The sequence below is a fragment of the Janthinobacterium sp. GW458P genome (assembly GCF_002127585.1).
Lineage (GTDB): Bacteria > Pseudomonadota > Gammaproteobacteria > Burkholderiales > Burkholderiaceae_D > Janthinobacterium.
The window spans coordinates 1-13,104 of sequence record NZ_NEGZ01000008.1 but is presented as its reverse complement, the minus strand read 5'-3'; the positions used below and the strand labels follow the sequence as shown (position 1 = coordinate 13,104).

Here is a 13,104-nt window from a genome sequence, read left to right as displayed (position 1 = left end):
CCCCATGATTATCAGATACGGTCATTACAATTTCTGCCTACTACGCTGGGCGCTGCCGTCGAGGCGGCAATTCGCCGATTCCCTGCCTGGACACAGCCGCCCTCCTCACGCCGGCTGGCGCTTAAAACTCTTCCCACTCATCATTGCTGCTGGCTGCCGCCGCCTTGCGTGGCGCCGKGGCGGCCGCGGGGGCGGCCGCTTCAGTATTGCGCGTCAGCGACTTGACCGGGCGCAATGCTGGCGCCGGCTTGCGCGCGGCGGCCGGCGCCGCGACGGCTGCGGCAGCCACGGGGGCCGGCGCGTACGCCGCCGGCTTTTCCTCGCCTTCGACCAGCTTGAAAATGCTGACCACGTGGGCCAGTTCGGCCGCCTGGTCCTGCAGGCTTTGCGCCGCGGCGGCGGCCTGCTCCACCAGGGCCGCATTCTGCTGCGTCATGCCGTCCATTTCGATGATCGACAGGTTGACCTGTTCGATGCCGGCGCTCTGCTCCTGGCTGGCGCTGGCGATCTCGCTCATGATGTCCGTCACGCGGCGCACGCTGTCGACCACCTCGCCCATCGTCACGCCGGCCTGGCCCACCAGGCGCGTGCCGCGTTCCGTCTTCTCGGCAGAATCGTCGATGAGGATTTTGATTTCCTTGGCGGCGCCAGCGGAGCGCTGCGCCAGGTTGCGCACTTCGGACGCCACCACGGCAAAGCCGCGGCCTTGTTCGCCGGCACGCGCCGCTTCCACGGCCGCATTCAGCGCCAGAATATTCGTCTGGAAGGCGATGCCGTCGATCACGCCGATGATGTCGACGATTTTCTTCGCCGATTCATTGATCGAGCTCATGGTATCGACCACTTGCGACACGACGGAGCCGCCCTTCAGCGCCACGTCCGAGGCGGTGGCGGCCAGTTTATTGGCTTCGCGCGCATTGTCGGCATTCTGTTTCACGGTCGAGGTCAGCTCTTCCATGGCCGACGCGGTTTTTTCCAGCGCGCTGGCCTGCATTTCCGTGCGCGACGACAGGTCGATATTGCCGTCGGCGATCTCGCGCGAGGCAGTGCCGATGGTTTCCGTGCCCACGCGCACCTGGCCGACGATGCCCACCAGGCTGTTGCGCATTTCCTTCATTTCCGCCAGCAGGCTGGAATTGTCCGATGGCTGGGTGTGGATGCCGATCGACAGGTCGCCGTTGGCGATGCTGCCGGCGATCGACGCCGTGTAGTCCGGCTCGCCGCCCAGCTGCTTCAGCAGGCCGCGGGTAATCACCAGCGCCGCCGCCACGCCCATCGCCACGGCCAGCACGCCGAGGATGATCATGAACAGGCGCGCGCTGTCGAAGGCCTTGCGGGCATCCGATTGCATCTGCTCGTTCAGCTTGTCTTCCAGGGTGGCCAGCTGCTCCAGCGCTTCCATCCATTTTTTCTGTACCGGGCGGATTTCCTTGATCATCACGCGCGTGGCGCCTTCCGCATCATTGGCCATCCACAGCGCCGACGCCTTGGCAATGGCCGGCATGGCGGCCGCTTCGTATTCCTTGATCGAAGCGAGCAAAGTCTTTTCTTCGGCAGTCGACTCGATGGCGAATTTCTCTTCGAGCTTTTTCTGCGTTTCCTGATAGGTGCTGGTCTGCGTCTTGATGCGCGCCATTTCCGGCTCCATATCGCTTGCGTCCGTCATCAGGGTGAGGATGCGCAGCGAGGTGATGCGGTCGCTGACGTTGCCACGCATATCGATCACCAGGCGGGTGACGACGTTGTTGACATTGATCACGTGATCGAGACGTTCCTGGATTTGCGCCATGCGCGCGATGCCGAGGACGGTCACGGCCACCAGCAGAACCAGTACCAGGGCGAATCCCAGGCCCAGGCGAGTACCAACCTTCATTTTTGCTAAATTCATTTCGGCTCTTCGTAAATGAAACTATTGATGAGAATTTTGCCCGGCACGACAAGACGAAGGCCGCGGAACACCGGTATCCGCCCTAAGCCATTGGTATGCTGGCGGTATCCGGCCGCACGCAGCCCGAGGTACTTCCTGGTCTTTCGCCAGCCCTGAAACACCCAGTGACTGCGAATGCAAACTTGCTCCACACGCTGAAGTTTTGACACTGATGATGTGAGATCAACATCAAACATTCATATGAGAAATATTTGTCTATAATCAATTATAGGTGTAAATTTTGCCTCAAAGCAAGCAATAAGTACCTGAATAAATAGCAGATTAACTTTCTTCGGGGAAATGGCAACAACGCCGATTCTTGCGCCTTAGAAATGCCCCATCGCAGTGCGGGCGTGCGCCGAAACAGCGCATTTACAACACATGGCGTTGCCATATTGCAGCGTTTTGGAAGAGGTGCTCAGAGGAAGGGGGCGTGCGGACAATACCACTGCGCAGGGGCAGCGGTATAGACAAGTTCGATCAGCTGTCCCAGCTGCAATGCATCACATAGGCGTGGCACTCTGTGCCAAAGACAAAGACGCTCCAGATGGCGCCCAATTGCCCGGCCAGGCTGCGCTGGCCAGACGATACCAGTTGATACCAGCGGGGCTCGCCGCCCAGCAGTTCGGCCAGTTCGCGCTCGAAACCGTCATATAAACGCGCGTCGAGCGGCTGGCGGTCCGCCTCGCTCATGGGACGAAACCGTTCCAGCAGCCACTGGCGCGGCGTGCAGGCGACGCCGCTGCACGCCACGCTCTCGAGCGGCTGCAAGGACAAGCCTTCCGGCGCAATCCGCAGCGCGCGGCACAGGACATCAAGCGACGCCTGCGGCGCCGCGGTCCCCAGGTACTCGCAAAGAAACAAGCTGCCGTCATCCTTCAGGGCACTGACGGCCAGCAGGTAGCCATGCAACTGCTGTGCATGGGCGCGGCAGTCGCCGCTCATCAGGCAGGCAGCGACAGGCGCGCCGCCGCTTCCAGCAGCAAACGGGGGTCGCCCGAGGCCAGCTTCTTCGAGTCCGACAGGGTCTGGCGGAAGCCGCGCGCGCCGGGCAGGTTTTGCATCAGGCCCAGCATGTGGCGCGTGACGCTGTTCAGCTTCAGCCGCCCCGCCTCTTTCTCCAGCTGCGCACGAATATACGGAATCATCGCCTCGAGCACCTGCTCGCGCGTTTTCACGGGCGCGTCGTCGCCATAGTAGCGCTGGTCGAACTGCGCCATCAGGTACGGATTGTGGTAGGCCTCGCGGCCCAGCATCACGCCGTCCAGGTGCTGCAAATGCAGGTCGATTTCATCGAGCGTCTTGATGCCGCCATTAATAATGAACTCGAATTGCGGAAAATCACGCTTCAAACGGTAGGCATAGTCATACTTGAGGGGCGGCACTTCGCGGTTTTCCTTCGGACTCAAGCCCTTCAGGATGGCGTTACGCGCATGCACAATAAATGTCTTGCAGCCGGCATCGGCCACCGTGCCGACGAAATCGCGCACGAAGTCGTAGGACTCGCTGTCATCGATGCCGATGCGGTGTTTCACGGTGACGTCGATGTCGACCACGTCGCGCATGGCTTTCACGCAGTCGGCCACCAGTTGCGGTTCGGCCATCAGGCAGGCGCCAAACGCGCCCTTCTGCACGCGCTCGGACGGGCAGCCGCAATTGAGATTGACTTCGTCATAGCCCCACTGCTGGCCCAGCCTGGCGCTGGTGGCCAGGTCCTGCGGATCGCTGCCGCCCAGCTGCAGCGCCACCGGATGCTCTTCCTCGTTGAAGCGCAAGTGGCGCTCCACGTCGCCGTAGACGAGCGCGCCCGTGGTGACCATTTCCGTGTAGAGCCAGGTATGGCGCGTGATTTCGCGGTGGAACTTGCGGCAATGGCGGTCGGTCCAGTCCATCATCGGGGCGACGGACAGGCGGCGGGAAGGCAAAGAAGAGGAAGTCATGGTGTCTACAAAAAAACAGGAGCTGCAAATGACAAACCCGCTGCGCGCCTCACCGGTGAAGGAAAGGCGGAGCAACGGGCTTGAGCGTGGCATGGCCCGCAGGCCATGCGCTACAACAGATTACGAATCACGCGACGCTTTTTTACGCTCGTGCTCTTTCAGGAAGCGCTTGCGCAGACGGATCGATTTCGGCGTGATTTCCACCAGCTCGTCGTCCTCGATGAATTCAACGGCGTATTCCAGCGACATCTGGATAGGCGGCACCAGGCGCACCGCTTCGTCGGTACCCGACGAACGCACGTTGGTCAGCTGCTTGCCCTTGATCGGGTTGACGACCAGGTCGTTGTCGCGCGAGTGAATGCCGATGATCATGCCTTCGTAGACAGGGTCATTGTGCGACACGAACATGCGGCCGCGGTCTTGCAGTTTCCAGATAGCGTAGGCAACAGCGGCGCCGTCATCCTGCGAGATCAGCACGCCGTTGCGACGGCCAGCCATTTCGCCACGGGTGTTGTCGACTGGCGCGTATTCGTGGAACACGTGGCTCATCAGGCCGGTGCCGCGGGTCAGGGTCATGAATTCGCCCTGGAAGCCGATCAGGCCACGCGCCGGGATCAGGTACTCGAGACGCACGCGGCCCTTGCCATCCGATTCCATGTTTTGCAGGTCGCCGCGACGACGGCCCAGTTCTTCCATGACGCCGCCCTGGTTGACTTCTTCCACGTCAACCGACAGGTTTTCAAACGGCTCGTGGCGCACGCCGTCAACCATCTTGAACACCACGCGTGGACGCGACACGGCCAGCTCGAAGCCTTCGCGACGCATGTTTTCGATCAGAATCGTCAGGTGCAGCTCACCGCGGCCCGATACTTCAAAGATCGTGTCGTCGTCGGTCGGCGCGACGCGCAGAGCAACGTTGGCTTTCAATTCTTTTTCCAGACGGTCACGCAATTGACGCGAAGTAACGAACTTGCCTTCGCGGCCAGCCAGCGGCGAGTTGTTGACCATGAAGTTCATGGTCAGGGTCGGCTCGTCGACGGTCAGCATAGGCAGCGCTTCAGGCGTGTCCACTGCGCACAGGGTCGAACCGATGCCGATTTCATCGATACCGTTGATCAGGCAGATGTCGCCGGCGACGGCTTCGTCCACCAGCACGCGCTCCAGGCCCTTGAAGTTCAGCACCTGGTTGATGCGGCCTTTGATTGGGGTCGCGCCTGGGCCATTGATGACCAGCACGTCCTGGCCAACCTTGACGGTACCGCGGTTGACGCGGCCAATGCCGATCTTGCCCACGTACGACGAGTAGTCCAGCGAGGTGATCTGCATTTGCAGCGGGCCTTCCGGATTGTCGTCACGTACTGGAACGTGTTCCAGGATGGCGTCGAACATCGGCTTCATGTCGCCGCCGCGCACGTCTTCGGTCAGGCCGGCATAGCCGTTCAGGCCCGAAGCGTAAACGATAGGGAAATCCAGTTGTTCGTCGGTGGCGCCCAGCTTGTCGAACAGTTCGAAGGTCTGGTTGATGGCCCAGTCCGGACGTGCGCCTGGACGGTCGATCTTGTTGACGATCACGATAGGCTTCAGACCCAGTGCCAGCGCCTTGCGCGTGACGAAACGGGTTTGCGGCATCGGGCCTTCCTGTGCATCGATCAGCAGCAGAACCGAGTCCACCATCGACAGAACGCGTTCCACTTCGCCGCCGAAGTCGGCGTGGCCTGGGGTGTCGACGATGTTGATGTGGGTGCCTTCGTACTCAACGGCGCAGTTCTTCGACAGAATCGTAATGCCGCGCTCCTTTTCCAGGTCGTTCGAGTCCATGACTCGGGTGTCGACCGCTTGGTTTTCACGGAAGGTGCCGGACTGGCGCAGCAGCTGATCCACCAGCGTGGTTTTGCCGTGGTCAACGTGGGCGATAATGGCGATATTACGAATTGCGCGTTTTGTATTTGACATGGTCGTAGTAGTTACTGAAAAACTGCGGAGTGCGTACAAGATGTACGAGATACCCGAATGCTAATCTATTTCCGGAACCGCGTAGTATAGCATGTTGCGTTGCAACGCTATCTAAAAATGCTGGCGGCTCCCGCAGTCGGGGACGGATTGTTTAAAAATACGACACCGGGTTAGCAGTGTCGCTGATCAATATGACTTGACCATGACTTACCTATGACTTAACGACACCTGACAAAACCGTAGCGAGCGGAAGGGAGTTGTGGCTAAGAAGCGCAGCTGTGTGCGGCACGGGGCCGCCGAGGCAGTGAGCATCGCAGGCCGCAAATCACGACGCGCAGTAGGTTTGGTCAGGTGGTCACTGATGTGCCGTGGCGATCAGGCGTTCCGGGGCCAGGATGCTGTATTCCTGCAACTGGCCCGTGCCCAGCAATTTGGCGTCGTGATACACGCGCACCCGGCCCGGCTCGGCCGGCACGGCGACGTCTTCCTTGCCCAGCGCGATGCGCTGGCCGTGCAGGAAGCGCTTGGCCAGTTCTTCCGTCAGCTGGACGGCGGGGAAACTCGACAGCAAGGCATCGACGGGCGCCAGCAAGCTCAGCGGCGCGGCATGCGCCGTCAGCTCGTCGAGCGTGACGACGCCGTCCAAAGTCAGGTTGCCCACCTGCGTGCGGCGCAAGGCGTTCAGATGGGCGCCGCAGCCGAGCGCCTGGCCGATGTCCTCGCCCAGCACGCGGATATACGTGCCCTTGCTGCACATCACGGACAATTTCAGGAACGGGGCTTCATAGCCGAGAAACTCGAGCTTGTGGATGGTCACCGGACGCGCTTCGCGCTCCAGCGTGATACCTGCCCTGGCATACTCATATAAGGGCTTGCCATCCCTTTTCAAGGCCGAGTACATGGGCGGCGTCTGCAAAATCGGCCCGCGGAATCGCGCCAGCACGGCTTCGATCTGCTCTTGCGTGACGTTGACGTCGCGCGTTTCCAGCACGTCGCCTTCCGTGTCGCCCGTATCCGTCGTCTGCCCCAGGTGCACCAGGGTTTCGTAGGTTTTGTCGGCTTCCAGCAAGTCCTGCGAGAACTTCGTCGCCTCGCCAAAGCACAGCGGCAGCAAGCCCGTGGCGAACGGGTCCAGCGTGCCCGTATGGCCGGCTTTTTTCGCATTCAGCACGCGCTTGGCCTTGATCAGGGCGTCATTGCTGGACCAGCCCACGGGCTTATCGAGCAGCAAGACGCCATCGACCAGGTCGCGCACCCGCTTGATGCCGGGCGGTTTCTTCGGACCGGCCACTATTATTGCTCGTCCGCTTCTGGTTTGACATCCGGCTCGGCGTCAGCCGCGCGCGTGGCGTTGGCCTTGTCGATCAGCAAGGACATTTCCATGCCGCGCGAGGTCGAGCTGTCGTGCACGAAATGCAGCATCGGCAAGGTGTGGATGTGCAGGCGCTTGCCCAGCAGGCCACGGATGAAGCCGGCTGCGGCCATCAAACCTTCCGTGGTGTTCTTGATGGCTTCCTTGCTGTCTTTCAACATCGTGAAAAACACCTTGGCGTGCGCATAATCGGGGGTGATCTGTACTTCGGTGATGGTGATCATCGTGCCCACGCGCGGGTCTTTCAGTTCGTAGGCGATGATTTCGGCCAGATCGCGCTGGATCTGGTCAGCCACGCGCAAGCCGCGCGCCGGCATGGTTTTGCTATGTTTAGCCATGATAGTAAGTGCTGTCCTAAGTGCCGCAGGGCGCATGGATCAAACGGTTGCCCGTTGACCAATGCGCCCCACGTGTTTGCGCGGACAACGATATGTCCGCGCCATTACTTCTGTGATTACAGGGTACGAGCGATTTCCTGGACTTCGAACACTTCCAGCGTGTCGCCAACCTGAATGTCGTTGTAGTTCTTCAGCGACAGGCCGCACTCCAGACCGGCGCGAACTTCTTTCGCATCGTCCTTGAAGCGTTTCAGGGAGTCGATCTCGCCGCTCCACACCACGATGTTGTTGCGCAACAGGCGGACGGAAGAAGCACGCTTGACCACGCCATCGGTGACCAGACAGCCGGCAATCGCGCCGACCTTCGAGACCAGGATAACCTGGCGGATCTCGACCTGGCCGATGACGGTTTCGCGTTTCTCTGGTGCCAACATGCCCGACAACGCCGATTTGATCTCGTCGATCGCATCGTAAATGATGTTGTAGTAGCGAATGTCCACGCCGTTCGACTCGGCCAGCTTGCGCGCCTGGGCGTCGGCACGGGCGTTGAAGCCGATGATGACCGCTTTCGAGGCGACTGCCAGGTTGACGTCCGATTCCGTGATGCCGCCGACGGCTGCGTGAACCACTTGTACGCGCACTTCGGAGGTCGACAGTTTCTGCAGCGAACCGACCAGCGCTTCCTGCGAACCTTGCACGTCGGTTTTGATGATCAATGGCAAGTTTTTCACTTCGCCTTCGGCCATCTGGTCGAACATGTTTTCCAGCTTCGCGGCTTGCTGCTTGGCCAGTTTCACGTCGCGGAACTTACCTTGACGGAACAGACCGATTTCACGCGCCTTGCGCTCGTCAGCCATGACGACGACTTCTTCACCGGCGACCGGCACTTCCGTCAGACCCTGGATTTCGACCGGAATCGAAGGACCCGCTTCAGCGATGGCTTTGCCGTTCTCGTCCAGCATGGCGCGAACACGGCCATACGAAGAGCCCGCCAGAATCACGTCGCCGCGGCGCAAGGTACCGGACTGCACCAGGATCGTCGCGACAGGACCACGGCCCTTGTCCAGACGCGCCTCGACTACCAGGCCGCGCGCTGGCGCATCGACCGGTGCCGTCAGTTCCAGCACTTCGGCTTGCAACAGCACTTGTTCCAGCAGGTCGTCGATACCCTGGCCCGTTTTGGCCGATACCGGCACGAATGGCGATTCGCCACCGTATTCTTCCGGCACGACTTGCTCGGCGACCAGTTCCTGCGTCACGCGGTCCACGTTGCCGCCCGGTTTGTCGACCTTGTTGATCGCCACCACCAGCGGTACGCCGGCTGCTTTCGCATGGGCAATCGCTTCTTTCGTTTGCGGCATCACGCCATCGTCGGCGGCAACCACCAGAATCACGATGTCGGTTGCCTTGGCGCCACGGGCACGCATGGCGGTAAACGCTTCGTGGCCCGGGGTGTCGAGGAAGGTGATCATGCCGCGCGGCGTATCGACGTGGTAAGCGCCGATGTGCTGCGTAATGCCGCCCGCTTCGCCGGAGGCAACCTTGGCGCGACGGATGTAATCGAGCAGCGAGGTCTTGCCGTGGTCGACGTGACCCATGACGGTGACCACCGGTGCGCGTGGCTTGGTCTCGAAGTGCGCGTGTTCGCCCACGTCGGCCAGCAGCGCTTCCGGATCGTCCAGTTCGGCGGCGAACGCCTTGTGGCCCATTTCTTCCACCAGAATCATGGCGGTTTCCTGGTCCAGCACCTGGTTGATCGTGCACATCTGGCCCAATTTCATCAAATGCTTGATGACTTCGGATGCCTTGACGGACATTTTGTGCGCCAATTCGGCCACGGTGATCGTTTCCGGAACGTGCACGTCCTTGACGACGGCTTCGGTCGGCGCCTGGAAGTTCGATTCACGGTCGTCATGGTGCGTCGGGCGACGGCCCTTCGCGCCACCGCGCCAGCTGTCACGGCCGCCTGGGCCGCTGTTGCCGCGTGGCTTGGGACCACCGGTGGTGCCGCGTTTTTTCGCGTCATCGGACCAGGTGGACGACACATTGGCCGACTTGATGGATTTCTTGTCTGCAACAGCAGGCTTCTTGTCGCCCGGCTTGTCGCCAGGTTTCTTGTCAGCAGGCTTGTGCAGGGTGCCTTCCGGCGCCTTCGGCTTGACGGGAACCGGTACGGGTTCCGGTGCCTTGATGGCGCGGCGTGGCGCGTTCATCATGGCCTTGATCTGGGCGACTTCGTCGGCAACGGCCTTGCGTGCGCGCTCGGTGGCTTCCGCCTTGTCAGCGGCTTCCTTGGCAGCAACAGCAGCGGCAGCGGCTTTTTTCTTCGCTTCTTCAGCGGCAGCAGCTTTTTTCGCTTCGGCGGCGGCGTCGTCAACGACAGGCGCGGCGGCGCTGGCGGCAGGCGCGGCGGCAGCCTTGGCGGCCGCTTTCTTCGCTTCCGCTTCAGCTTCTTTCTTCGCAGCAAGTTCAGCCTGTTGCGTGGCTTTCGCCTGGGCTTCTTTTTCCGCGTCCAGCTTGGCCAGACGTTCCTGTTTTTCGCGCAGATCGGCTTCCTGGCGGGCGATCAGTTCAGCCTGTTTACGGGCTTCTTCTTCACGGCGCGCCACGTCGGCGGGATCGATCACCGGCGCGGCAGGCGCGACCGGCTCGGCAGCAACCGGCGCCGCTTCGTCACGCTGGACGAAAGTGCGCTTCTTGCGCACTTCCACCTGGATGGTGCGCGACTTGCCGGTGGCGTCAGCTTGCTTGATTTCAGTCGTTTCCTTGCGGGTCACGGTGATTTTTTTCTTTTCTGTGTCAGCCGCTGCGCCATGGGTGCGGCGCAGATGATCCAAAAGCTTGTCCTTATCATCTTTCGACAATGGATCTGACGTCGAACTTTTCTCGACGCCGGCAGAACGCAGCTGCGTCAGCAGCAAATCTGCAGGCATCTTCAGTTCGGTGGCAAATTGGGCTACGTTGTTACTCGCCATTCAGTCCTCTTTTCTATGTGTCGCGGAGATGATAAAGATACTCAAATTAAGCCTTTGCGGATTCGGCCAGACTCCATGCCTTGGCTTGCAGCGCCTTGGCACGATCGTCGTATTTCGAGTCAACCAACTTCATCTCATCGTCGGTCACATCTTTAAATTCACTTGTAATCAGTTCACGCGCACGGTCCGCAGACAAGGCCAGGATTGCGCCAAATTCGTCGTATGCCAGTGCTGCAAATGCTTCAACGGTCTTGATACCAGCCAGACCCAGCTTGCCGGCGGTAATGCGGTCCATGCCTTCCAGACCCACCAACGCCTCGTCCATGCCTTCCAGACCCTCTTCCGAAGCGATCGCCTCGGTCACAAGCGCATCACGCGCACGGGTACGGAGTTCATTGACGGTATCTTCGTCAAACGATTCGATTTCCAGCATTTCGGAAATAGGCACGTAAGCGATTTCTTCCAGACTGGCGAAACCTTCTTCCACCAGAATATCGGCCACTTCCTGGTCGACATCGAGCTTTTCCATGAACAGGATGCGCACGGCAGCCGTTTCCTGGGCAGCTTTGTCGGCCGATTCTTCGGCCGTCATGATGTTGATCTTCCAGCCGGTCAGGTCCGACGCCAGGCGCACGTTCTGGCCGGAGCGGCCGATCGCGATTGCCAGGTTTTCTTCATCGACGACGACATCCATCGCATGTTTCTCTTCGTCAACCATGATCGACGACACATTCGCCGGCGCCAGGGCGCCGATGACGAACTGCGCCGGATCTTCCGACCACAGCACGATGTCGACGCGCTCGCCGCCCAGCTCACCGGTCACGGCCTGCACGCGCGAACCGCGCATGCCGACACAGGTACCGATCGGGTCGATGCGCTTGTCGGCCGTGTAGACGGCGATCTTGGCGCGCACGCCGGCATCGCGGGCTGCGGATTTGATTTCCAGCATGCCTTGTTCAATTTCCGGCACTTCCAGCTCGAACAGCTTCATAATGAATTCCGGAGCCGTGCGCGACAGGATCACTTGCGGGCCGCGCATATTGCGGTCGATGCGCAAGATGTATGCACGGACACGGTCGCCGATACGCAGATTCTCTTTCGGGATCATCTGGTCGCGTGGCAGACGCGCTTCGATCTTGCCCGATTCGACGATGGCGTCGCCGCGTTCCATGCGCTTGATGGTGCCGGTGACGAGCGAATCGCCGCGTTCCAGGAAGTCGACCAGGATCTGTTCGCGTTCGGCGTCACGCACGCGCTGCAGGACGACCTGTTTGGTATCCTGGGCGAAACGGCGGCCGAATTCGACGGATTCGATCGGTTCTTCGATGTGGTCATCGACTTCGATATCGGGAATCTGTTCTTTTGCCTCGAAATGCAGGATCTCCTGATCCGGCAATTGCAGGCCCGCTTCATCGGGCACCACGTGCCAGCGGCGGAACGATTCGAATTCGCCCGTTTCGCGGTCGATCGAAACGCGGATGTCTACCTCACCCTCATACCGTTTCTTCGTGGCTTGCGCCAACGCGAATTCGAGGGCGCCGAAGACGACATCTTTATCGACGTTTTTTTCGCGCGCCAGCGCGTCAACCAATAATAAAACTTCGCGGCTCATGCTTTGCGTCCCTTAAAAACCACCTGCGGCACCAAGCGTGCCTTATCCACATCGGCGAGCGTAAACTCCAACATCGCCGGACCATCCTTACCTTCAAATTCCAACGACAAATTGTCGCCCACGGGTTCTTGCAAGATCCCCTGGAACGACTTCCGGTTGTTCGTACCCGGCATCGCCACGCGCAGCTTGACGATGATTTCATGGCCTGCGAAACGGACGAAGTCTTCCAGCTTGCGCACCGGACGATCGAGACCCGGGGAAGAAATCTCGAGACGCTCGTAAGGAACGTTTTCTACCGTCAACACATGCGATAACTGGTGACTGACCGTGGCACAGTCTTCGACCGTGATCGGACCTTTTTCAGCGGCATCGGCGGCGCTGAAATCAATAAAGACGCGCAGCAGCCCGCGCTCGGCACGTTCGACATCAACGAGCTCATAGCCCAGACCAGTGACTGTCTTTTCAATTAATCCCAACTGCTGCAAGAAATTCTCCAGAAAAAGGCCTGTTTTCGGCATCGCGGCCCTGAAACAGCGCCGGCGGCATGCAAAAAAACACGCACAAGTCATATATGGCGCCTTGCCGGCGCCATCACAAACGGTTCAACAAAAAAAAAATGGGCATCTGCCCATCTTCTTGTATTTCCCCAACCAGATGAAAGCACTCCCCACCAAACAACCCTGCGGAGAACTTTTATTAGGCTGCAGATTATAACCTCTTATTAACTTCGCCGCAATGCCGCACACAAGGAGCGGCCCTGCTTACAACAGTTACAAGAGCGCGCGCCCGCAGCAGATTAGCGGGCGCGCAAGAAGAAAACCCCTGAATTAACCTTTGCTGCGGCGGCGCGGCATGCCGTCCATGCCGCCACGCGGCTGGCCGCCGGAACGCGCCTGGCCGCCGGCGCCGCCGCCCGCATTGCGGCGCGGCCCCGTGTTGGCGAAGCCGAAGGCAGTTTGCAGCGGATCGGGCTGGCGCGGACCGCGC

The 13,104-nt window shown here is 60.3% G+C and carries 9 protein-coding genes; all 9 read right to left on the bottom strand.

Annotated features, from left to right (window positions below; translation table 11 throughout):
- Window positions 1-121 precede the first annotated feature (121 nt).
- On the bottom strand, window positions 122-1,873 hold the full coding sequence (locus CBW50_RS07695; RefSeq protein WP_086144988.1) for a methyl-accepting chemotaxis protein: 1,752 nt from the start codon (window positions 1,871-1,873) through the stop codon (window positions 122-124).
- Between the two features lie 534 nt (window positions 1,874-2,407).
- Window positions 2,408-2,872: a hypothetical protein gene (locus tag CBW50_RS07690; protein WP_086144987.1), complete on the bottom strand. Its 465-nt coding sequence runs from the start codon at window positions 2,870-2,872 to the stop codon at window positions 2,408-2,410.
- Complete coding sequence (dusA, locus tag CBW50_RS07685; protein ID WP_086144986.1) at window positions 2,872-3,867, bottom strand: tRNA dihydrouridine(20/20a) synthase DusA; 996 nt, start codon at window positions 3,865-3,867, stop codon at window positions 2,872-2,874. The genes CBW50_RS07690 and dusA overlap by 1 nt, the downstream gene beginning before the upstream one ends.
- A 120-nt stretch (window positions 3,868-3,987) precedes the next feature.
- Window positions 3,988-5,820 carry a translational GTPase TypA gene (gene typA / locus CBW50_RS07680; protein WP_086144985.1) on the bottom strand — a complete coding sequence of 611 codons (1,833 nt, stop codon included), beginning with the start codon at window positions 5,818-5,820 and terminating at the stop codon, window positions 3,988-3,990.
- Between the two features lie 355 nt (window positions 5,821-6,175).
- Entirely contained in the window at window positions 6,176-7,111 is a 936-nt protein-coding gene (gene truB, locus CBW50_RS07675; protein ID WP_086144984.1) for a tRNA pseudouridine(55) synthase TruB, read from the bottom strand.
- A gap of 2 nt (window positions 7,112-7,113) precedes the next feature.
- Window positions 7,114-7,530 (bottom strand): 30S ribosome-binding factor RbfA, encoded by a 417-nt coding sequence (gene rbfA / locus CBW50_RS07670; RefSeq protein WP_076569135.1) that lies wholly within the window; start codon window positions 7,528-7,530, stop codon window positions 7,114-7,116.
- 116 nt (window positions 7,531-7,646) lie between these two features.
- The gene (gene infB / locus CBW50_RS07665; RefSeq protein WP_086144983.1) at window positions 7,647-10,505 is read right to left on the bottom strand and encodes a translation initiation factor IF-2; all 2,859 of its coding nucleotides are present in this window, start codon (window positions 10,503-10,505) and stop codon (window positions 7,647-7,649) included.
- Window positions 10,506-10,551: 46 nt separating this feature from the next.
- Complete coding sequence (nusA, locus tag CBW50_RS07660) at window positions 10,552-12,117, bottom strand: transcription termination factor NusA (protein ID WP_086144982.1); 1,566 nt, start codon at window positions 12,115-12,117, stop codon at window positions 10,552-10,554.
- Window positions 12,114-12,602 carry a ribosome maturation factor RimP gene (rimP, locus tag CBW50_RS07655; protein WP_086145074.1) on the bottom strand — a complete coding sequence of 163 codons (489 nt, stop codon included), beginning with the start codon at window positions 12,600-12,602 and terminating at the stop codon, window positions 12,114-12,116. The genes nusA and rimP overlap by 4 nt, the downstream gene beginning before the upstream one ends.
- Window positions 12,603-13,104: the final 502 nt, after the last annotated feature.